We start from the raw sequence: 21201 nt of genomic DNA on the forward strand, positions 1-21201 counted from the left end.
GGGCCGAGGCGCGCGCCACGGACTGCTTCTTCGTCACAGACAAATATTTACTCGGCAGCAGCCTCGGCCGCAGCAGCAGTCTCGGAGTTGTCCGAATCCTCGTCGATCGGCACCAGCGAGATCTTGCCGCGGTTGTCGATGTCGGCGATCTCTACACGGATCTTGTCACCCACGTTGACCACGTCCTCGACCTTGGCGACGCGCTTGCCGTTGCCCAGCTTCGAGATGTGGACCAGACCGTCGCGGCCCGGCAGCAGCGAGACGAACGCGCCGAAGGCAGTGGTCTTGACGACCGTGCCCAGGAAGCGCTCGCCGACCTTCGGCAGCTGCGGGTTGGCGATGGCGTTGATCGCGTCGATCGCGGCCTGCGCCGACGGGCCGTCGGTCGCGCCGACGAACACGGTGCCGTCGTCCTCGATGGAGATGTTGGCGCCGGTGTCCTCGGTGATCTGGTTGATGACCTTGCCCTTGGGTCCGATCACCTCGCCGATCTTGTCCACCGGGATCTTGATGGCGGTGACGCGCGGAGCGTACGGGCTCATCTCGTCCGGAGTGGCGATGGCCTCGGCCATCACGTCCAGGATGGTGTGGCGCGCGTCCTTGGCCTGGTTCAGCGCACCGGCCAGCACCTTCGACGGGATGCCGTCGAGCTTGGTGTCCAGCTGCAGGGCGGTGACGAACTCGCGGGTACCGGCGACCTTGAAGTCCATGTCGCCGAAGGCATCCTCGGCGCCCAGGATGTCGGTCAGGGCCACGTAGCGGACCTCGTCCTCACCCTTGTCGTTCTTCACGGTGTCGGACACCAGGCCCATGGCGATACCGGCGACCGGGGCCTTCAGCGGCACACCGGCGTTCAGCAGCGACAAGGTCGAGGCGCAGACCGAGCCCATCGAGGTGGAACCGTTGGAGCCCAGCGCTTCCGAGACCTGACGGATGGCGTAGGGGAACTCCTCCTGCGACGGCAGCACCGGCATCAGCGCCCGCTCGGCGAGCGCGCCGTGGCCGATCTCGCGGCGCTTGGGCGAACCCACGCGACCGGTCTCACCGGTGGAGAACGGCGGGAAGTTGTAGTGGTGCATGTAGCGCTTGGTGGTCTCCGGGCCGAGCGAGTCGACCTGCTGCGCCATCTTCACCATGTCCAGGGTGGTGACACCCAGGATCTGGGTCTCGCCACGCTCGAACAGCGCCGAACCGTGGGCGCGCGGCACCACGGCGACCTCGGCGGACAGCGCGCGGATGTCGGCCAGGCCACGGCCGTCGATGCGGAAGCTGTCGGTCAGGATGCGCTGGCGCACAAGCTTCTTGGTGACCGAGCGGAACGCGGCGCCCAGCTCCTTCTCACGGCCCTCGAAGGACTCGGACAGCTCGGAGAGCACGGAGAGCTTGATCTCGTCGATCTTCTCCTCGCGCTCCTGCTTGCCCGCGATGGACAGCGCCTCGTTCAGCTCGCGCTTGGCGGTGCCCTCGACAGCCTCGTAGGCGTCGGGCTGGTACGGCAGGAAGATCGGGAATTCCTCGGTCGGCTTGGCCGCCAGGGCGGCCAGGTCCGACTGCGCCTTGCACAGACGCGCGATGAACGGCTTGGCGGCCTCGAGGCCCTCGGCCACAACGGTTTCCGTCGGCGCGGGGGCGCCGTCGGCGATCAGGGCCAGCACGTTGTCGGTGGCCTCGGCCTCGACCATCATGATGGCGACGTCACCGTCGACCACGCGGCCCGCGACGACCATGTCGAACACGGCGCCCTCGAGCTGCTCCACGGTCGGGAACGCGACCCACTGGCCCTCGATCAGCGCGACGCGCACGCCGCCGACCGGGCCGGAGAACGGCAGGCCCGCGATCTGGGTGGACGCCGAGGCGGCGTTGATCGCGACCACGTCGTAGAGATCCTTGGGATCCAGCGACATGACGGTGACGACGACCTGGATCTCGTTGCGCAGGCCGTCGACGAAGGACGGGCGCAGCGGGCGGTCGATCAGGCGGCAGGTCAGGATGGCGTCGGTGGAGGGGCGGCCCTCACGACGGAAGAACGAGCCGGGGATGCGGCCCGCGGCATACATGCGCTCCTCGACGTCCACCGTCAGCGGGAAGAAGTCGAACTGGTCCTTCGGCTGCTTCGACGCCGTGGTGGCGGACAGCAGCATGGTCTCGTCATCGAGGTAGGCGACGACGGAACCGGCAGCCTGCTTGGCCAGCCGGCCGGTTTCGAAACGAATGGTGCGAGTGCCGTAGCTGCCGTTGTCGATCAGGGCGACGGACTCGAAAACGCCGGGCTCGACCTCGGCGGCGGAACTGGTCTGGGTGTCGGACATGTGTGTTATCTCAACCTCTCGTCTTCGCCGGGGGTCGCACATCCTCTCGTGCGATCCGGCTCGTCGGCCGTACCCGGCATGGGCGCGCGGCAGCCCTCCTGGCTATCGCACGCACACCCGGCCGGCATCCCCTTGGATGCGGCGACGCGGAGGCGGTCATCGATCGAAGCCCTCCGGGCGCGCATGGTTCATCTCACTTCGCGCCCCGAAAAGCCACTACCGAAGACCGACGCCACGCGACGGGTGCATACGGCTTCGTGTTGGCGTATACCCGGCCGGTCCTCCCCCTCGTGGGGATCTCCGGCCACATATACGAAGGGCCAACGAGGAGATTCTATGCCTCCTCGTTGGCCGGTTCGTCAACTACCTCCGCTTGCGAGGTGTGTCACCTCGCGCCGCGGAGCGGCTGCGGCTGGAATCAGCGACGCAGGCCGAGACGCTCGATCAGCGAACGGTAACGCTCGATGTCCTTGTCCTGCAGGTACTTCGAGAGCCGCTTGCGACGACCGATCAGCGCCATCAGGCCGTGGCGGGTGTGGTGGTCGTGCTTGTGCTTCTTGAGGTGCTCGGTGATGTCGGCGATCCGCTTGGACAGCAGCGCGATCTGCGCCTCCGGGGAACCGGTGTCCTTCTCGTGGACGCCGTACTCGGCGAGAATGGCCGACTTCTGCTCAGTGGTGAGAGCCACAGATACTCCTTGTTTCAGTCCGCGCTCCTAGGGACCGGATGAATCCGGCTGGGCGCCGCCGCGGACCGCAGCAAACCCGACGGGACAGCTTACCGGAGCGGCCCGCAATGGCGGAAATCGGCCCTGCCGGGCCGGATTCGCGGCCCTATTCGACAGTGCCGTCGAAGAGCACCTTGCGGGACTGGTCGACGTCCTTGCCGATGGCCTCGACCAGCTCCTCGATGGACCCGAATTTCCGCATGCCGCGCAGCTGTTCGACGAAGTCGACGGCCACGTGCTTGCCGTACAGGTCGCCGTCGAAATCCAGCACGTGCGGCTCGACGGTCCGGTTGCGGCCATCGAAGGTCGGATTGGTGCCGACCGAGATGGCGGCCATCCGCCGTGTTCCCGCGAAGTCGTCGCCGGGTTCGAGGACGGTGAACCAGCCCGCGTACACCCCGTCGGCCGGGATGGCGGCGTGCATGGCCGGGGCCACGTTGGCGGTCGGGAAGCCCAGGCCCTTGCCGCGGCCATCGCCGTGCACGACGACGCCCTCGACGCGATGTGGGCGGCCCAGCGCTTCGGCGGCCGCGCCCACATTGCCCTCGGCCAGGCAGCCGCGAATGTAGGTGGAGGAGAAGGTGACGGCATGCTCGCCGAGCAGCTGCACGCCGTCCACGTCGAAGCCGTAGCGCCGGCCCAGCTCGCGCATGGTGTCGACGGTGCCCTTGGCCTGCTTGCCGAAGGTGAAGTTGTCGCCCACCACGACCTCGGCCACGTGCAGCCGGTTCACGAGGAGTTCCTCCACGTACTCCTCGGGGGTGAGCTTCATGAAGTCACGGGTGAAGGGCATCACCACGAACACGTCGATGCCGAGTTCCTCGACCAGTTCCGCGCGCCGGTCCAGGGTGGACAGCTGCGCCGGATGCGCACCGGGCCGCACCACGTCCACCGGGTGCGGGTCGAACGTCATCAGCACCGACGGAACGCCCCGCACCGCAGCGGATTTCACCGCACGGCTGATGAGCTGGGCGTGACCGCGATGCACGCCGTCGAACACCCCGATGGTGAGGACACACCGGCCCCAGTCCGCGGGCATCTCCTCGAGACTTCGCCATCTCTGCACACGGGAAGCCTACGCAAAGCGCGTCACAGACAATATTCGGCGGTGCGGATCGTCACGCGCGGAAGCATGCCCGTCACCGTGAGTTAACCCCTTCGCCCCCCTTGCCGAACCGCGCCCCTACCAGCGAGCGCGCCGATGTGTGAAACCGCGCGAGGTATGCCTAAGCTCGAGTACGTGCCCGGAAAACGAGACATCGCCACCCGCCGCGAGCTGGCCGATCCGTCCGCACTTTCCGAACCCCACGGCAAGACCACGACCGTCGCCCCGGTGCTGTCCTCGGTCGCCCAGGACTATCTGAAAGTGATCTGGACCGCGCAGGAATGGTCGCAGGAGAAGGTGTCGACGAAGCTGCTCGCCGAGAAGATCGGCGTCTCCGCGTCCACCGTGTCCGAGGCCGTCCGCAAGCTCGCCGACCAGGGACTGGTCGAGCACGCCCGCTACGGGGCCATCACGCTCACCGAGGACGGCCGCCGCGCCGCCATCGCCATGGTGCGCCGGCACCGACTCATCGAGACCTTCCTGGTCAACGAACTCGGCTACGGCTGGGACGAGGTGCACGACGAGGCCGAGGTGCTCGAGCACGCCGTCTCGGAGACGCTCATGGAGCGGATCGACGCCAAACTCGGCCACCCAGACCGGGATCCGCACGGCGACCCGATCCCCTCGGTCGACGGCGCGGTGCCCACTCCCCCGGCCCGCCAGCTCAGTGATTTCGACGCCGGTGAATCCGGCCGGGTGGCACGGATTTCCGACTCGGATCCGGCGATGCTGCGCTACTTCGACTCGCTCGGCATCGCCCTCGACACACCCATCGCCGTGGTGGAGCGACGCGATTTCGCGGGCACCATCGCGGTACGGGTCGACGAACGCACGATCGACCTCGGAAGCATTGCGGCCGAAGCGATCTGGCTCAGCGAAGCGCACTGAACGGGCGGCCGCCGGCGTCGTCAGGCCGGCGCGGACGGCGTCGCCCGGGAGGTGAGGGACGCCAGCAGTGACGAGACCTCGGCAGGCACGTACGGCTGATTCCACCGATGCGTCCGGGTCCGGGTGCCGTCGCTGACGGTGAGCTCGTAGCTGAACCCATCGGGAACACCGGTGCCGGCCGGCCCGGCGGGGTCGCCGGTGAGCAGCCCCGCCGCGGTCGCGGCATCTGCGGGCAGCAGGTCGGCGGCATCGACCTCGGCGGTCAAGTCCAGACCGGCCAGTCCACCCGACCGTCGATAGGCGATGCGAATCGGCGACATACGAACGAGCGTAGTCCCGATGTGATCACTGCACCGCAACCTTCACCGCGTCCCAGCCCGCCTGCACCGCGTCCGCTTCGGAACTCGTGGCGCCGAAGCGGGTGCGCGCGTTCTTCAACGTCAGGGTCGCGAAGCTCGCGAAGGTGCTGTTGGGCTCGAGTCGCGGGTCGTTGAGGGTCTCGTACCAGATCGCGCCCGGCGCCTGCCATGCCGGTCCGCCGATCGTGAGGGCGGTGACGGCGAACGCGCGGTTGGGGATTCCGGAATTGATGTGGACGCCCCCGTTGTCCGAGGTGGTCTGCACGAAGTGGGTCATGTCCGCCGGCTGATTGTCATACTTGTTGGCGGTGCCCGGCGCTTTCATCGACCGCAGCGCCGGTTTCAGCAACGGCCCCACGATGTCGGCGCCGATGAGCCAGTCCGCCTGTGCGGCGTCCTGACCCAGGTGGTACTGCTTGACCAGCGACCCGAACACGTCGGAGATCGATTCGTTCAGCGCACCCGACTCGCCCGAGTAGATCAGGTTCGCTTCGTGCTGGGTGACGCCGTGGGTCAGTTCGTGGCCGATCACGTCGATTCCCCGGGTGGTGTCGGTCAGGATCCGGCCGTCACCGTCGCCGAAGAACATGTGCCCCTGACCGTCCCAGAACGCGTTGTCGAAGTCGGTGCCGTAATGCACCAGCGCGGCGATCGGCATGCCCTGGCCGTCGATCGAATCTCGTTGGAACACATCCCAATACAGCGAGTAGGTGGCGCCGAAGCCGACATAGGCCGCGTCGACCGAGGCGTCCCCGGACGGCAGGTCGCCCTCGCGCCGGACCAGCGTGCCCGGAGTCGGGCTCTGCGAGTGCCGCTGGTCGTAGATCCAGCGGTGCGGGGTGCCGCCGGCCCCGGCCAGTGCGAGCCGGACGGGCGCGACGAGCCGGGCGGCGACCTCGGCACGAGCCTGCCGGAACGAACTGTCGACGTCCAAGGCCGTCAAGACCGCCAAGCGCTGTTCGGGCGACACTTCCCGGGCCAGCGACAGCAGCAGGTCGGGCGGCAGAATGCAGGCGAGCGAATGCCTTCTCATGATGTCTCTCCCCCTTGTTCTCAGGCGCGGACGAGGCTGCGGTTCGCCGGATCGGAGATCCAGTCGAGCAGGCCCTTGACGTCCTGGGTGAAGTACGGCCCGTATTCCACGGTGTCGCCGTCGTCGATGTGAAAACTCTGCAGCCCGTTGGCATATTCGCGCGGTGAACCGTTGAAATCGGTGATCCATGGGCCGCCGCTGCTGCCGTGCTCCATATTGTCGTTGCTCAGCCCGATGGTGCCGGTGGTCGAGCTGGATTGCACAGTGCCCAGGGCCTCGTCCATCTTGTTGCCGTCGAACGGCGGGCTGGGTGTCGCGGGGTAGCCGACCGCATCCCAGACCCGGCCCGCGGTGACGGCGTTCCACAGCAGACCCAGCCGGCCCACCTGATTTCCCGGGGCGCTGTCGAACCAGACCATTCCGTAGTCGAAGGCGCGGTCCCCGCGCTGAGTCCACGCCGTCCACGCGGCGACATTGCGGTAGCCGAAGCGGTAGGCCGCGTCCGTGGTGGCGCGACTGGGATAGGACGGGAAGAACGCCAGATTGGTGGACCAGCTGCCGTTGCCGAAGACACAGTGACCAGCGGTGAGCAGGACGTTCGGCGCGACGAGCGCCGCCGATCCGGCGAAGTTGCCGGTGCCCTGGGTGAAGAACAGCTTGCCGCAGGCGGTGTACGGGTAGGCGAGCGGGTTCAGGACCGGGTCGGCGTCGCTGGTGCCGCCGCCATCTCCCGAACCTCGTTGTGCGCGTGCGGTTCCATTGTGACCCGCCGGAGTACGTCCGGTCTTGCCGGCCGGCTGCGGTGCGATCGCCTGCTCCGGCTGTGCGGCCGCCCGCTCCCGCGGCAGTGGAACCGGGATGGCGGCGGCTCGGCGCTCGGGCGTCCAGTATTCCTCGCCGGCCTCGACGCCGGCCGTTTCGGCCGGGCCGGAGCCGACCGCATAGTTCTCGTTCTCGCGTGATGTGCTCATTACGTGGCCTCGTCCTCGAGTGGCTTCCGTCAGCGTCGAACCTGCTGGTTCATCGAATGAACCAGCCGGAGAATGAATTCGGAGGCCGCGACAGCCACAGCCCCGCACCCCGAGGCGGGTAGTGGATCGGCCCGTTTCACCCCTCTTCAGGGTGAGCCGGGCCGATCCGAAGGGCATGAGTATCCGGCTACTCGATTCGACGCGGCACGGCGACCGGCGCGTTGCGCAGGCAGCGCCCGGAGAACCACCGGCCGGTGTCAGACGAGGCGGTGGCCGCCGTCCACGTGCAGGACGGTGCCGGTGATGAAGCGATTGCCGAGGAGCGAGAGCACGGCTGCCGCAATATCGTCCGGTTGCCCCAGACGTTTGGCGGGCAGCTTCTCGGCCATGGCCGCCAGCCGCTCCGCCTTGTCCTCCCAGGGCATGGACTCCCAGATATCGGTCAGCACCCAGCCGGGTGAGACCACGTTCACCCGGATGGGGCTCAGTTCGATCGCGAGTGCCCGCGCCAACCCCTCCAGCGCGGCGTTGACCGTCGCCACCATGGCCCCGCCCACCGCCGGGCGGTAGGCGGCGATGCCGGAAATGAAGGTGAGCGAACCGTTCTCGCTCAGCCGGGCGTGCTTGGCCAGCAGCATCGAGCCGATCAGCTTGGTGTCGAGGAAGCCGCTCCCCTGTGCGAAATCGAAGGTGGCGATGGGCCCGTACGACCCGCGCAGATCGGCGGCGGTGGTGATCACGTGATCGACCGTCCCGACCGTCTCGAACAATCGCGAAACTTGTTCCTCGTCAGTGATATCCGCGGCGACGGCGGTGAGCTTTCCCGACCCGAGCTCGCGCACCGCATCCGCCAGCCGCCGCTCCGACCGGCCGACGATGATCACCTCATTGCCCGCCGCCAGCAGAGCGTCGGCGATCGCCTGCCCCATTCCCGAACCGCCGCCCACGACCACCGCGCGCCCGGCCTGCTGTGCAAATCCCTTGTCTGTCATGCCATTCAGCCAACCTGCGGCGCGGACCGGCGTCCACGACGCGGGCTCGAAGGCGCGTGAGCCCCGGGCTAACGCCCCAGGCGGCACCGGCTCCGCAGCCCGGCTACCGTGCCGTTCCTGCCTCTTATTCAGAACGGCACCTAGGAGGCCCTCCTATCGCGCTAATTTCACCCAACACGGTCAGAACTATGATCTACGTCACTATCAATGTCGATGTCCTGGAGAAACTCGATGCCCAGGCGAGGAGGCACTCAGCTGGAGGCGAGGCGGAGGCCGCCCGCGAGGGCGTCGGCCATGGTGTGCAGCAACGGGTTCCGGGTGGTGGCACGCCAGGCGGCGGCGTAGGTGATGACCAGCGGCCGCGGGTGCAGGGGACGCCAGACCAGGCCCGGGACGGTGGAGGTGCGGGCGGAACCGACACCGATGGCCTCCGGGCGCAGCGGCAGCAGCTGCAGCATCTGGGCGTGGCTCATGGCACTGTCGCTGAGGACGACGGTCGCGCCGCGCTCGCGCAGCTGCGACAGCACCGAGTCGTGCACCTCGGGGGCGGCGTCGCGGGCGAACATGATCAGCTCGTGGCCGCCGATGTGCGACGGTTCCACCGAAACTGCCGCCGCCAGTGGATTTTCCCGCGACATGACGATGCCGAGTTCCTCGTCGGCGATCGGCGTGCAGGCGAGGTGATCGGCCAGGCGGACCGGCAGTCGCAGCACGGCGAGATCGAGCTCCTCGCGATCCAGCAGCCGCGCCTGCTCGCCGCTGGTGCCGGTGGTCAGCGCGATGCGCACGCCGGGCTGACGCGCCCTGAGCAATGCCTCGAGCCGGCCGGGCAGCCAGGCGGGCGCGCCGTTCACGATGCCGAGGCGGAACACCACATTGCAGGGCTGGGCGACCGCCCGGGTCTCACGCAGCGCGGTCTCGGCCGCCTCCAGCACATTCCGGGCCGTCTTCAGCAGCACCTCACCCGCCGCGGTGAGTTCCACACCGTGGCTGCCCCGGATCAGGAGGGGCCCGCCCACCTCGCGTTCGATGGCCCGGATCTGCTGGCTCAGCGTCGGAGTGGAGATGAACAACCGCTCGGCCGCGCGCCGGAAATGCAGCTCCTCGGCCACCGCCACGAAGTACCGCAACTGCCGCAATTCCACCCTTGAAGAGTAGGCGGCCACCCGGGCGTGCGGACATCCGGCGGGCACCGGAACGGCCTCGAATTTCGAGGGCTACGCCCAGCCGAGTCCCGGAGCGGGCGTGGTGACGGTGGCCCAGCGTTCGGCGATGCGGCGGCCCTGGAAGCGCCAGAGCACGAAGCCCTGCAAGGTCCGAGGCTGCCCGGTGGCGGGGTCGGTCCAGCGCCAGATATTGCGGCACATCACCCGATCGCCCTCGGCCAGCATCTCCACCACCGTGACGTGCAGGTCGGGCATGGCCTCGTACATGCCGAGCATCATCTTCTCGTCACCGCTCAGGTCGGTGGGCCGGCCGCCGGGGCCGTCGTGGTCGAGGAAGTCGGGGGTCATATTGCGGTGGATGACAGCGGCATTGCGCCGGTTCACGAACTGCTCGACATGGTCGGCGACGAACTGCTTCATGGATTCGAGGGAAAGGTCGGTGGGCATGATCGCCTCCTCTGCGGCCGAGCGACTCTACCCATGGTGCGCCGGTCGCGCACGCGGCGTGCGGGTTTGGGCAGCGCGGTGTCGGCGTTTGGGCAGTGCCGCCACCGAGCAGCCCCGGGGCCGCGCGGCGAGAAGGCCGGGCCGCCTCAGAGATTGGCGGGTCGCACCACCATGACCGAGGAGGCCCGTTTGCCGGATTCCTGGAGCAGCGCGATGGCGTGGCCGGACGCATCGACGGCGGCGTAGACGCCGGGCAGCCCGATCGGGTCCAGCCAGCGGCCGTTGCGCAGATCCCCGGCCTGGGCGTCGGTGATGTCGCGGACCGGGAAGGCGGTGCGCACGGCGGTGTCGATGTCCAGGCTCAGCAGCGGCTCCCCCGCCTCGGCGGCCGCGGCCAGCTGGTCCAGGGTGCGGGCGTGCTCGAGGGTGAAGGGGCCGACGCGGGTGCGGCGCAGCGCGGTGAGATGGCCGCCGACGCCGAGCTTTTCACCGAGGTCGCGGGCCAGGGCGCGGATGTAGGTGCCGGAGGAGCACTCCACCTCGACGTCGAGGTCGACGAATCGGGTTGTGCCGGTATCGATGTCGCGGCGAGCGAGGACGTCGAAGCGGCTGACGGTGACGGGCCGCGCGGCCAGCTCCACCTCCTCGCCGGCGCGGGCGCGGGCGTAGGCGCGTTCGCCATTGACCTTGATGGCGCTGACGGTGGCAGGCACCTGCTGGATGTCGCCGGTCAATTCCGCGATGCGGGTGGCGATCTCGGCGTCGGTGAGATGGCCGGCGTCCGTGGTCGCGGTGACCTCGCCCTCGGCATCGTCGGTGATGGTGGACCGCCCCAGCCGAATGGTGGCGGTGTACGCCTTGGTGGTCAGGATGAGCTGGCCGAGCAGTTTGGTGGCCCGTTCCACGCCCAGCACCAGCACGCCGGTGGCCATGGGGTCGAGGGTGCCGGCGTGGCCGACTTTCTTGGTGCGCAACAGCCTTCGGCTCTTGGCGACCACGTCGTGGCTGGTCCAGCCGCCGTCCTTGTCGATGATCAGCAGACCGCCGTAGGCGTCGACCAGGGGCGGCAGTTTCTCGCGTTTGGCTTGCGCCGCGCCCATCAGGCCTCCACGATCGCGGTCAGGATGAGGCCGTCGCTGATCACCCAGCGGCCGTCGAACGCGGTCAGGGGGCTGCCGCCGTCGGTGACGGGGCCGGGGACGAGCAGGTCGGTGTGGAAGGTGCCGGCGCCGCTGCTCCCGGACTCCTCGTCCACGGTGAAGGTGATGTGCGCGTCCTCGAAGCCGAGCCACAGGCCGGTGAGCGGGAACCACGCCTTGTAGGTGGCCTCCTTCGCGCAGAACAGCAGTCGATCCAGGTGCAGACCGGTGCCGGGCAGCACGGTCCGCAGCCATTGCCGCTCGGATGCCAGGCTCACCGAGTCCAGCACCCCGTCCGGTAGCTGACCGTGCGGTTCGGCGTCGATGCCGATCGACCGGAAGCGCAGCTTGTGGCCGAGCGCGGCGGCCCGGTAGCCGTCGCAGTGGGTGAGGCTGCCGACGATGCCGCGCGGGAACATCGGTTCGCCGGTGCCGCCCTTGCCGATGGCGACGGCCGGCTCGCCCAGCTGGGTCAGCGCCTGCCGGGCGCAGTAGCGGGCGCCGATGAAGTCCCGGCGCCGCTTCTCCACCGCGCGGGAGATCAGATGTTCCTCGCCGGGATGCGGTTTCAGGTCCTCCGGGTACGCCGTCAGTTCGGCCGCGGCGACCCCGTTGGGCAGAATCCTCCCGAGTATGCGCGCCGACTCCGTCGCCGCGACTGCCCGCTCCTCGATGACCCGCCTCCTGCTCGCTTCCACCACTGCCGAATCGAGCCTACCGGGCAGGCCGGGCGGGAGCGGTCGCGGTGTACACGCATGAGAACCTGCCGGAGGGGGCGGCGGTCCCGCCGCAGTGGCCGTCGGGCTTCGGCGGTCCGGCGCCGGCGCGACGGACCCCTGCCGGACCCGATCGATCAACTGGGGCAGCACATCACGCACGCCACAGCCTCACAGCTCACCGCCCGGAATGCACGCTTCGCAGCATTTCGGCAATGCGGTGGCTATCGGTCAGGCCAGGCCGCGGCGACGTTCGGCGGCTTCCTTCATTTTCAGTGCGGCGGCCTGCATTTCGGGGGTGACCTTGAAGTGGCCGCCCCACTCGTTGAGGGCGTCGCCGTAGTCGGGGACGGGCAGGATCTGGCGCAGGAGTTTGTCGGGGAGGCCGCGGCGCTGCCACTCGCGGGGGTAGCCGAGCGAGACCTCTTCGAAGCGGACGCCGTCGTACCAGGTGGTGCGGGGTATGTGGAGGTGGCCGTAGACGGCGCAGACCACGTTGTAGCTGGTGTGCCAGTCGGCGGTGAGGTCGGTGCCGCACCACAGCGCGAACTCCGGATACCACATCATGTCGACCGGCTTGCGCAGCAGCGGGAAGTGATTGATCAGCACCAGCGGGGTTTCCGCTGGCAGGGCGTCGAGGCGGCGCTGGGTGTACTGGACGCGGGCGTGACACCAGGCGTCGCGGGTCAGGTACGGCTCTGCGGAGAGCAGGAATTCGTCGGTGGCCACCACATTGCGGTCCTTGGCGATGGCCAGGCCCTCGGCCTTGGTCTTCGCGCCCTCCGGCAGCCAGGAGTAGTCGTAGAGCATGAACAGCGGGGCCAGCGTGACCGCGCCGCCGAACTCCTCGGCGCCCGCGCCCTCCCACACCGGGAACGGGTCCTCCGGGGTGACGACGTCCACATCGCGGCACAGCGACACCAGGTAGTCGTAGCGGGCCGCGCCGTGCATCTGCACGGGATCCTTTGCGGTGGTCCACAATTCGTGATTGCCGGGCACCCAGATGACCTTGGCGAAGCGGCCGCGCAGGGTTTCGAGGGCCCAGCGGATGTCATCGGTCTTCTCGCCGACGTCACCGGCCAGGATCAGCCAGTCCTCGGGGGAATCCGCGCGGATCGCCTCGACCACCGGCTTGTTGCCCTGATGACCGACATGGATGTCACTCACCGCCATCAACTTCGGAATCACCCAGCTCCGCCTCTCTGCTCATGACCGGTCCTCGCAGCAACAGCACCGGGCCGCACCAGATTCCCATGCGGAGCCGCGACCGCTCTCAGCGCACCCAGCGAATCCGGGCGCCGGGAGCGAATCCGGCCGCGACGGTGAGGGTTCCGGAGGGCTCGCGGCGGCAGGAGGCCACGGCCAAGTGACAGGGTCGCGGAATCTCGGCCGGGATCGGCACGCCACCGTCGATCTCGTAGCGCATATTGGTGACCTTCCACCGTTTCGCCCGGGGGTCCTCGGGATCCACCGGCGGGGCGTCGGGCCGGGCCACCACCATCACCTCGGTGATGCCGGTCGGCCAGTCGAAAACCAGGAGCCCGTGCTTCTCGGCCAGGCTGCGCACGGTCAGCATGCCGCTTGGCCGTTCGGTGTCCGGCTCGCCGCCCGATGCCGCTTCCTCGGCCGAATCCTCATCGGACCGGGCCATATCGGAGGTCCGGCCGGAGACGGACGCCACCACGCCGTACACCGGCACCGGCCCGGTCAGCGCGCCACCGTCCTCGAGCGCGGTGCCCCGGGTCCGCCCCACCACCCGCCACGACCGGTCCGCCAGCAATCGCGTGACCCGGTACTCGACCTGCGGGGTTCGCGACGGCATCCAGGTGATCACCACCGTCCCGTCCGGTTTGCGGCTCGCCGTCACCGCCCCCGGCGCACCCACCTGCAGTTCGGCCAGCGCCGCCAGTGCCTCGGCGTGATCGGCGCACACCTCGAGCACCGCCCGCACCGCCTGCATACGCAGCCCGGGATCCGATGGCAGCGCCTCGAACAGCCGTCCCGCCTCCATCACCGCGGCCCGGGCCCGCCCGATCAGCATCTCCCGGCCCGCTCCGCGCGGATCCGGATTGGGCACGTCCGCCGCCCGGCGGTCCAGGAAATCCAGATGCTCGGCCAGCGCCTCGACGAACCTCCGCCCCGCACAACAGGACACGGCCCCACGCCAGTGCACCAGCGCCTCGGCCAGCACCCGCTCGACCTCTTCGGCCACCGCCCGCACCGACCGCGCCCCGACGCTGTCGTCTCCCACCCGCTGTCGCGCGTCCGCGACGAAACCCGCCGCCTCCCTGGGCCGCCCCGCCCGCAACGAGGCCCGAGCCGCCCGCAGGGCCGCCTCCCACGGCCGCCCGGCACCGGCCTGCGCGGCCCCGTCCGAATACGGCGTCCGCTGCCAGCGCGCCGCCTCCGGAGCTCCTGCCCCCTCGGCCCCGCTGGCCTGCGAATCACCCTGCGCGCCTTTGCTTCCCGGCACACCGCTCGAGGCCGCCGATCCCTCCTGCGGAAGGACGGTCCCGGAGGACGCACCGGTTCCTGCCGAGCGGGTCGAAGTCGTTGTGGCGGAGCCGGTCTGCGCGAACCCGGCGGTGCGGTGCGAAGCCGCGAGGTGTTCGCGGCCTTCGACCGTGGTGCCGAGTTCGTCGGCGAGGCCGATGAGGATGCGTTCGGCGGCGGCGCGATCGAGGCCGCCGCCGATGGCCACACCGAGAAGATAGTCGAAATCCGCTGCCACCAGCAGGTCTTCAACGAGGATCGCGGCGCGTACCTGGGGGCGGAGCTGGTCGGTGACGGTCTCGGTGACCGAGAGCAGGTAGGCGTCGACCGTGGCGCCGCCCGGCTCGAGGAGGTCGCCGATATGGATGAGGAGTTCGTCGAGGACCACCCGGATCCGGCCGGGCGGGAGTTCGCGGGTGCGGGCGCGGAGCGCTCCGGCGCGCAGGCGGATCTCGTTGGTGTGGTGGGCGGCGGCGAATTCCATACCGAGCAGGGCCAGCAGGGTGGGAACCGGGTCACCGGGAAGCAGGCGCTCGTATTCGGCGAGCAGCGCCCGGATCTGCTGGCGGCGTTCGGGACTCAGCGCCGGGGGCGACGCCGGCGCGGGGGCCTCGTCGATGATGCGGTGCCGTCGCACCCGGGTGGCGATCTCTGCCACGCTCAGCCCGCCCATGCGGCCGATATCCTCGAGGCCGGGGATCTTGCCGGCGGGGATGCCGCCGTGCCGCGCCACCAGCCGCTCGATGGCGGCGTCGAGCATCTCGTAGCGTTCGGCCTCGCGCCGGGTCCGCAACTGCGTCACCCGGTCCGCCTCGACGAGCCGGGAACCGTTGTGCAGCAGGGGTTCCGAGAGTTCCTTGTGCGCGTCCACCAGCAGCCCGGCCAGCACCCGGTACTTGGGATGGTCGCGCAGTTTCTGCCAGAACGCCCAGACGGCCTCGACCCGCGCCGCCACCTCGGCGTCGCTCAGCCGCAGGGCCTCCGCGAGCGGAATGTCGTACAGCTCGAAGGCATCCGACTCACCGAGCCCGCCCCGGCGTTCGACGGCGGCGAGGACGCGTTTGCGATAGTCATTGGGATCGAAGGCATGCATGGCTTGTCGTCGGGCAGCGTATACCGGTCAGGAGTTGCGGCGGCGGGTGCGCTGCAGCTGATCCAGCTCGCGCTCCACATCCGCCTGGGACAGGGTGGCCCCGGTCTGCACCGACAGGGTCAGCGGCAGATCGGCGTCCACATGGTAGGCGGTCACGTGCAGCACGCCGTCGAATCCCATCTCGAAGGTCACCCGGACTTCACTACCCTCCGGGTACCCGGGCGGGATGTCGCGAATCCTGCCCTCCACCAACACCTTCGTGTCCTCGGGCCGCGTCGAGGCCGCCTGCCCCTGCTGTTCCACGATGGTGAGCTCGATCTGATCCTGGTCCGCGCGCACCGTGCCGTAGGATCGCCGCACCTTGATGGGCAGCGTCTGATTGCGGTGCACCAGCCAGCTGGCTGCCAGCCCGTTGAACGGATCCAGCGCCAGCACCCCGAAGCCGCGCGACACCACCGTGTCCACCTGGATCTCGATCATGCGGCGCACCAGGCTCACCGGCTGCCCGAACGAATCGGCCACCCGCGTCAGCGATGCCTCCAGATCGCCGGGATCGGCGTCGCTCAGGCCGGCGCCGTCGCGTAGTCGCCCGCGGGTCACCAGATCCGCGGCCACCAGCCGCTCCATCTCCAGCTTCTCGCCGTAGAGCGCGGCGCCGCGCGCCACCGACAGATCCGGGTCGCGCAGTTCGCCGGTGAGCCCGAATTCCTTGCGCAGCTGCTCGGTCACCATCGGCATGCGGGAGGAGCCGCCGACCAGCAGCAGCCGGTCCACCTGCTGGACCCCGCGCTGCCGGGCCGCGGCCAGCACCGCTTTGGTGAGATCGACCGTGCGCCGCATGAGCGAGGCGGTCATGGCCTCGAGCTCGTCGCGGGTCAGCGGGATCACCGCCCGCGCGCCGTCGTGCGCGATCACCACCTCGGTGCTGTCGGCGGTGGTGAGCTCGCGCTTGGCCTGTTCGGCGGCCAGCACCAGCAGTTGGGAGCCGACCGAATCGTCCAGGGGGTCTTCGGCATCGGGGTTGGCGGCGCAGAACCGCTGGGACAGGTGCAGTGCGAGCCGTTCGTCCCAGTCCGCGCCGCCGAGCTGATGATCGCCCTCCACGGCCAGCACCGAGATGCGGCGGTCGGCCAGTTCGATGACGGTGGCGTCGAAGGTGCCGCCGCCGAGGTCGTAGACCAGGACGGTCTCGCGCGCGGGCGATTTGCCGATCTCGATGCTGCCGTCGAGGCGCCCGAAACCGTAGGACAGCGCGGCCGCGATGGGCTCGGACAGCACGCCCGCCACCTCGAGTCCGGCGTAGGTGCCGGATTGGATGGTGGCCCGGCGTTCCTCGTCGCCGAAGTAGGCGGGCACCGTGATCACGACCCGCCGCACGGGTCCGGCGCCGGCGAATTCGGCGTCGGCGGCAAGGCTTTTCAGGATGAGCGCGGAGACCGCGGGCGCCGACCACAGCTGCCCGTGCGCGCCGAACCGCCATTCCGCATCGCCCATGCGGCGTTTCACCAGCGTGCACACGTGGTCGGGGTCCAGGCGGGCCTGCCGGCGCGCGCCCTCGCCGACGACATGGTCGGTGGCGGAGGCGAACAGAACTACAGACGGGACGGTCGGTTCCCCATTGAGTCCGATCAGCACCTCCGGCCGGCCGTCTGCGTCAATTGTCGCGATTGCCGAATTCGTTGTGCCCAGATCGATTCCATAGACCCCCACGACGGCGATGGTAGCAGCCTGGACCGACTACCGGGTCTATCGTTCGAGCATGACCGATCCAGCCCCGGCGGCCACCCTTGCGGCCCTGCCCACGACTTCGCTCGACCGCATCACCGAACGCATCGACGACCTCGCCCGCGTCATCGCCCGGCAGGCCGCCACCATCGAGCGACTAGCCGACGCGTCGAAGCTGAAGACGCGAGAGGAGCGGGCCGAGGCCGACGCCCCGCTCATCCGCGATCTGTTCGCCCTGCACGGTCTGGCCCAGGCCTTCGCCTCCACCACCGAATCCGAGCCGGACCGGCAGGGATTCGAGACCATCAGCCGCCGGGTCGAGCGGATGCTGGCCGAGCGAGGCGGCGAGCTGGTGACGCCGTTCCGCGGCACGGACTTCGATCCGGAGACCATGGAGGCCGCCGAGCTGACCGGCACCGACGATCCGGCCATGGACCGGACCGTGGAGTCGGTCATCCAACCGGGGCTGACGATAGGAGATCGGTCCATCCGGCCCGCGAAAGTCGTTGTGCGCCGGTATCGCAGGCCGTAGCCCGCCCCCGCGGCCCGAAGCTGACACTTGTTCTATTAAGCACAAGTGCTTAACCTCGGGCTCATGACCTATTCCGCCGCCACCGCGATCGTCACGGGTGCCGCCTCGGGCATGGGCAGAGCGCTCGTGACCCGGCTGCTGCAGCGCGGCGCGTGCGTCTACGCCGTCGATCGCGTGGTGACGGGCCTGGACACCCTGGCCGCGAGCAGCGCCGGCGACCTCACCACCATGGTCGCCGACGTGACCCACCGCGACGCCCTCGCCGACGTGGTCGAGCGCGCCGTCGCCGAGCACGGGCGGCTCGACTTCATGTTCAACAATGCCGGCATCGTGGTCGGCGGCGACTTCGCCAAGATGACCGACACCACCTGGCACCAGATCGTCGACGTCAACTTCTGGGGCGTCGTGCACGGCACCCAGCTCGCCTACGCCCACATGCTCGCCCAGGGCGGCGGGCACATCGTCAATACCGCCAGCAGCGCGGGCGTCATGCCGGTGGCGCGATCGGTCGCCTACACCGCTACCAAGCACGCCGTGGTCGGGCTGAGCACCGCGCTGCGCGCCGAGGCCGCCGACCACGGCATCAAGGTCAGCGTCGTGCTGCCCGGCGTGGTCGACACCGGCATCTTCGACAATGCCGTGAACCTGCCCGGGTACGACTACCGCGCCTCCATCGACAAACTGCCCTTCGCCAAGGTGACGCCGCTCGCCGCCGCCGACGCCATCCTCGAGGGTGTCGCGAAGAACAAGCAGTACATCAGCTTTCCCGCCTACAACCGCCTCATCATCGGCCTCAATCGGCTCCTGCCCGATGTGATGGCCCCGATCATCAATCGCGGAGGACGCACATGAAGGCAAGCGGAGGACGCACATGAAGCAGCACTATCGCAGCATCGATGTCGGCGAGCCGATGACCCGATTCGCCCGGGGCTGGCACTGTCTCGGGCTGGCCGAGAGCTTCCGGGACGGAAAACCCCACTCGGTCAACGCCTTCGGCACCAAACTGGTGATCTGGTCCGACAGCGCGGGCGAACTGCACGCCCTCGACGGCTACTGCCGGCACATGGGCGCGGACCTCGCCTACGGCAGCGTCAAGGACGACAATATCGCCTGCCCCTTCCACGATTGGCGCTGGCGCGGCGACGGCAAATGCGCCGCCATCCCCTACGCCCGCCGCGTTCCGCCCTTGGCGCGCACCAGATCCTGGACCACGTGCGAGGAGAACGGGCAGTTCTTCGTCTGGCACGACCCCGAGGGCAATCCGCCGCCGCCCGAGGTCGCCATCCCGCACATCGAGGGCATCGGCACCGACGAGTGGAGCGACTGGGACTGGAACACCCTGCTCATCGAGGGCTCGCACTGCCGCGAGATCATCGACAACAACGTCGATATGGCGCACTTCTTCTACATCCACTACGCGTACCCGGTGTACTTCAAGAATGTGTTCGAAGGGCACGTCGCGACACAGTTCCTGCACTCCAAGGGCCGGCCGGACGTGCACGCGAAGTCGAACTACTCGCAGGAGATGTCGCTACTACGTTCGGAGGCTTCGTATTACGGGCCGTCCTACATGATCAATACGCTGCACAACGACTTCGGTGACAACACCGTCGAAGTGGTGCTCATCAACTGCCACTACCCGGTCACGCACAATTCGTTCGTGCTGCAGTGGGGTGTGAGCGTGCAGCGCATCAAGGGACTGCCGCCGGAGAAGTCCGAGAAGCTGGCGAAGGCGTTCGGCAAGAGCTTCGGCGTCGGATTCCTGCAGGACGTCGAGATCTGGAAACACAAGACCCGCATAGACAATCCGCTGCTGACGCAGGAGGACGGGCCGGTTTACCAGCATCGGCGGTGGTACGAGCAGTTCTATGTCGACGTCGCCGACGTGAAGCCGGAGATGACCGACCGCTTCGAATACGAGGTCGACACCACCCACGCCAATGAGAACTGGCAGGCCGAGGTCGCGGAGAATCTCGAAAGGCAGGCCGCCGCACAGGCGAACGGTTCCACCGACTGAGCCGACGGGGCCCGGGGCGGATCACATCCACCGCCCCGGATCCACCGGCCGACGCCTACGCTGCCGCGCGTGGCACCTCGGCCCCCACCCGCGCCCAGCGGCCCGACAGGGCGCGCCAGCTGACCGCGATCAGGCGCAACAGCATGAAAGCGACCAGCCCTGTCCAGATTCCGCCGATCCCCCAGTCGCAGGCCAGCGACAGCCAGATCATCGGCAGGAATCCCAGCAGCGCCGAGCCGAGCGTCGTATTGCGCAGGAACGCGGCATCACCCGCGCCGAGCAGCACGCCATCGAGCGCGAACACCACACCCGCCGCCGGGATCATGGCGACGAAGAACCACCACACCACGTGCGTGCGATCCAGTACGGACGGGTCGTCGGTGAACAGCTGCGGGATCACCGAGTATCCGGCCGCGAAGACAGCCGCCAGCGCCACCGAGAACACGGTCGACCACCCCGTGATCCGGCGCGCCAAACCCTGTGCGCCGCGCGCGTTTCCGGCCCCGAGCGCCGCGCCCACCAGCGTCTGCGCCGCGATGGCCAGCGAATCCAGTGTCAGCGCGAGGAAATTCCAGATCTGCAGCACCAGCTGATGCGCCGCCACCGACGCCGCCCCGAACCGCGAGGCCACCGCGGCCGCCGACACGAACGACGCCTGGAACGCCAGACTCCGCACGATCAGATCCCGACCCAGCACCAACTGTGCCTTCATGATCGCGACATGCGGCGCGAGCGGCACCCTCGCCCGCCACAGCGCACTCACGAACAGCGCCCCGGAAATCGACTGCCCCACCAGATTCGCGACCGCCGACCCCTCCAGCTCCATCCGCGGCGCCCCCGCCAGCCCGTGCACCAGCGTCGGGCACAACACGCCCGAAACCACCAGGCCCGCAACCACATACAGCAACGGCCGCCGAGTCTGCTGCACCCCGCGCATCCACCCGTTCCCCGCCATCGACACCAGGATCAAGGGCACCCCGAACAACGCGATGCGCACCCACGACTCCGCCGCCCGCGCAATATCGTCCCCGCCCGCGATGGCCCGCGTGATCGGCCCCGCGAACACCTGCGCCACCAGCACGATCGCGAAACCCAGCCCCACCGCGATCCAACTGGCCTGCACCCCCTCGATCACCGCGCCGCGCTCATCCCCCGCCCCGTGCCGCCGCGACGCGCGCGCCGTCGTCCCGTAGCTCGAGAACGTCAACTGCGAACTGACCTGTGCCAGAATCAAACCGCCAACGGCCAACCCCGCCAGCGCCAGCGCCCCCAGCCGACCCACCACGGCCATATCGAACAGCAGATAGATCGGCTCGGCGATCAGCACCCCCAGCGTCGGAACCGCGATCCCGAGAATCCGCCGCGGCCCGGCCGCCGCGGCCTCGGCGCCCCGCACCGCCGCCACGTCCTCCGCGGACGCGGCCACGAAGGCAGGGTCCTCCCCGCCACCATCCACCACGCCGGCACTGCTCATCCGCCCACCATCCCA

The 21201-nt window shown here is 69.1% G+C and carries 19 protein-coding genes; 4 read left to right on the forward strand and 15 right to left on the reverse strand.

The window, feature by feature from the left end:
- Positions 1–47 precede the first annotated feature (47 nt).
- The 3 genes from ON33_RS15810 to ON33_RS15820 all read right to left on the reverse strand — a co-directional run bounded on the left by ON33_RS15810 (position 48) and on the right by ON33_RS15820 (position 4102).
- Entirely contained in the window at positions 48–2309 is a 2262-nt protein-coding gene (locus ON33_RS15810; protein ID WP_040859568.1) for a polyribonucleotide nucleotidyltransferase, read from the reverse strand.
- Positions 2310–2727: 418 nt separating this feature from the next.
- On the reverse strand, positions 2728–2997 hold the full coding sequence (rpsO, locus tag ON33_RS15815) for a 30S ribosomal protein S15 (RefSeq protein ID WP_040859570.1): 270 nt from the start codon (positions 2995–2997) through the stop codon (positions 2728–2730).
- A gap of 145 nt (positions 2998–3142) precedes the next feature.
- Entirely contained in the window at positions 3143–4102 is a 960-nt protein-coding gene (locus ON33_RS15820) for a bifunctional riboflavin kinase/FAD synthetase (RefSeq protein WP_040859572.1), read from the reverse strand.
- Positions 4103–4258: 156 nt separating this feature from the next.
- On the opposite strand from ON33_RS15820, the gene ON33_RS15825 reads away from it, so the two are divergent.
- Entirely contained in the window at positions 4259–5029 is a 771-nt protein-coding gene (locus tag ON33_RS15825; RefSeq protein WP_040859573.1) for a metal-dependent transcriptional regulator, read from the forward strand.
- A 20-nt stretch (positions 5030–5049) separates the two neighbouring features.
- Here ON33_RS15825 and ON33_RS38250 read toward each other — a convergent pair whose 3' ends face one another.
- The 11 genes from ON33_RS38250 to ON33_RS15880 all read right to left on the reverse strand — a co-directional run bounded on the left by ON33_RS38250 (position 5050) and on the right by ON33_RS15880 (position 17148).
- Entirely contained in the window at positions 5050–5349 is a 300-nt protein-coding gene (locus ON33_RS38250) for a protealysin inhibitor emfourin (protein ID WP_051152281.1), read from the reverse strand.
- Positions 5350–5374: 25 nt separating this feature from the next.
- The gene (locus ON33_RS15835) at positions 5375–6421 is read right to left on the reverse strand and encodes a M4 family metallopeptidase (RefSeq protein ID WP_040859575.1); all 1047 of its coding nucleotides are present in this window, start codon (positions 6419–6421) and stop codon (positions 5375–5377) included.
- 20 nt (positions 6422–6441) lie between these two features.
- Positions 6442–7392, reverse strand: a complete 951-nt coding sequence (locus tag ON33_RS15840; protein WP_040859577.1) for a trypsin-like serine peptidase — start codon at positions 7390–7392, stop codon at positions 6442–6444.
- Between the two features lie 257 nt (positions 7393–7649).
- Positions 7650–8384, reverse strand: a complete 735-nt coding sequence (locus ON33_RS15845) for an SDR family oxidoreductase (RefSeq protein WP_040859579.1) — start codon at positions 8382–8384, stop codon at positions 7650–7652.
- A gap of 251 nt (positions 8385–8635) precedes the next feature.
- The gene (locus ON33_RS15850) at positions 8636–9529 is read right to left on the reverse strand and encodes a LysR family transcriptional regulator (protein ID WP_051152284.1); all 894 of its coding nucleotides are present in this window, start codon (positions 9527–9529) and stop codon (positions 8636–8638) included.
- Positions 9530–9601: 72 nt separating this feature from the next.
- Complete coding sequence (locus tag ON33_RS15855; RefSeq protein WP_040859581.1) at positions 9602–9997, reverse strand: ester cyclase; 396 nt, start codon at positions 9995–9997, stop codon at positions 9602–9604.
- 146 nt (positions 9998–10143) lie between these two features.
- On the reverse strand, positions 10144–11097 hold the full coding sequence (gene truB, locus ON33_RS15860) for a tRNA pseudouridine(55) synthase TruB (RefSeq protein WP_040859583.1): 954 nt from the start codon (positions 11095–11097) through the stop codon (positions 10144–10146).
- Positions 11097–11771: a 4'-phosphopantetheinyl transferase Npt gene (npt, locus tag ON33_RS15865; protein ID WP_040859900.1), complete on the reverse strand. Its 675-nt coding sequence runs from the start codon at positions 11769–11771 to the stop codon at positions 11097–11099. Before npt ends, truB begins: the two co-directional genes overlap by 1 nt.
- A 312-nt stretch (positions 11772–12083) precedes the next feature.
- Positions 12084–13040 (reverse strand): metallophosphoesterase family protein, encoded by a 957-nt coding sequence (locus tag ON33_RS15870; RefSeq protein WP_085996763.1) that lies wholly within the window; start codon positions 13038–13040, stop codon positions 12084–12086.
- Positions 13041–13125: 85 nt separating this feature from the next.
- Complete coding sequence (locus ON33_RS15875; protein ID WP_040859587.1) at positions 13126–15438, reverse strand: SaeA-related protein; 2313 nt, start codon at positions 15436–15438, stop codon at positions 13126–13128.
- A 27-nt stretch (positions 15439–15465) separates the two neighbouring features.
- A complete protein-coding gene (locus ON33_RS15880; protein WP_040859589.1) occupies positions 15466–17148 on the reverse strand; it encodes an Hsp70 family protein in 1683 nt (560 codons plus the stop codon).
- 49 nt (positions 17149–17197) lie between these two features.
- Between ON33_RS15880 and grpE the strand changes: the two genes are divergently transcribed.
- The 3 genes from grpE to ON33_RS15895 all read left to right on the forward strand — a co-directional run bounded on the left by grpE (position 17198) and on the right by ON33_RS15895 (position 19712).
- Positions 17198–17695: a nucleotide exchange factor GrpE gene (gene grpE, locus ON33_RS15885; protein WP_040859901.1), complete on the forward strand. Its 498-nt coding sequence runs from the start codon at positions 17198–17200 to the stop codon at positions 17693–17695.
- A 63-nt stretch (positions 17696–17758) separates the two neighbouring features.
- On the forward strand, positions 17759–18547 hold the full coding sequence (locus ON33_RS15890; RefSeq protein ID WP_040859591.1) for an SDR family NAD(P)-dependent oxidoreductase: 789 nt from the start codon (positions 17759–17761) through the stop codon (positions 18545–18547).
- 19 nt (positions 18548–18566) lie between these two features.
- On the forward strand, positions 18567–19712 hold the full coding sequence (locus ON33_RS15895; protein ID WP_040859593.1) for a 3-ketosteroid-9-alpha-monooxygenase, oxygenase component: 1146 nt from the start codon (positions 18567–18569) through the stop codon (positions 19710–19712).
- Positions 19713–19767: 55 nt separating this feature from the next.
- Here the strand turns inward: ON33_RS15895 and ON33_RS15900 are convergent, their stop codons facing one another.
- A complete protein-coding gene (locus ON33_RS15900) occupies positions 19768–21186 on the reverse strand; it encodes an MATE family efflux transporter (RefSeq protein WP_083868995.1) in 1419 nt (472 codons plus the stop codon).
- Between the last annotated feature and the right edge of the window lie 15 nt (positions 21187–21201).

Source organism: Nocardia niigatensis NBRC 100131, assembly GCF_000308655.1.
Classification (GTDB): Bacteria; Actinomycetota; Actinomycetes; order Mycobacteriales; family Mycobacteriaceae; genus Nocardia; species Nocardia niigatensis.

What these genes read in the sequence shown, in the direction of transcription:
- ON33_RS15810 (WP_040859568.1), bottom strand. Translation starts at nt 2,309, where the DNA reads ATGTCCGACACCCAGACCAGTTCCGCCGCCGAGGTCGAGCCCGGCGTT.
- ON33_RS15825 (WP_040859573.1), top strand. Translation starts at nt 4,259, where the DNA reads ATGCCTAAGCTCGAGTACGTGCCCGGAAAACGAGACATCGCCACCCGC.
- ON33_RS38250 (WP_051152281.1), bottom strand. Translation starts at nt 5,349, where the DNA reads ATGTCGCCGATTCGCATCGCCTATCGACGGTCGGGTGGACTGGCCGGT.
- ON33_RS15835 (WP_040859575.1), bottom strand. Translation starts at nt 6,421, where the DNA reads ATGAGAAGGCATTCGCTCGCCTGCATTCTGCCGCCCGACCTGCTGCTG.
- ON33_RS15840 (WP_040859577.1), bottom strand. Translation starts at nt 7,392, where the DNA reads ATGAGCACATCACGCGAGAACGAGAACTATGCGGTCGGCTCCGGCCCG.
- ON33_RS15845 (WP_040859579.1), bottom strand. Translation starts at nt 8,384, where the DNA reads ATGACAGACAAGGGATTTGCACAGCAGGCCGGGCGCGCGGTGGTCGTG.
- ON33_RS15855 (WP_040859581.1), bottom strand. Translation starts at nt 9,997, where the DNA reads ATGCCCACCGACCTTTCCCTCGAATCCATGAAGCAGTTCGTCGCCGAC.
- truB (WP_040859583.1), bottom strand. Translation starts at nt 11,097, where the DNA reads ATGGGCGCGGCGCAAGCCAAACGCGAGAAACTGCCGCCCCTGGTCGAC.
- ON33_RS15875 (WP_040859587.1), bottom strand. Translation starts at nt 15,438, where the DNA reads ATGCATGCCTTCGATCCCAATGACTATCGCAAACGCGTCCTCGCCGCC.
- grpE (WP_040859901.1), top strand. Translation starts at nt 17,198, where the DNA reads ATGACCGATCCAGCCCCGGCGGCCACCCTTGCGGCCCTGCCCACGACT.
- ON33_RS15890 (WP_040859591.1), top strand. Translation starts at nt 17,759, where the DNA reads ATGACCTATTCCGCCGCCACCGCGATCGTCACGGGTGCCGCCTCGGGC.
- ON33_RS15895 (WP_040859593.1), top strand. Translation starts at nt 18,567, where the DNA reads ATGAAGCAGCACTATCGCAGCATCGATGTCGGCGAGCCGATGACCCGA.
- ON33_RS15900 (WP_083868995.1), bottom strand. Translation starts at nt 21,186, where the DNA reads ATGAGCAGTGCCGGCGTGGTGGATGGTGGCGGGGAGGACCCTGCCTTC.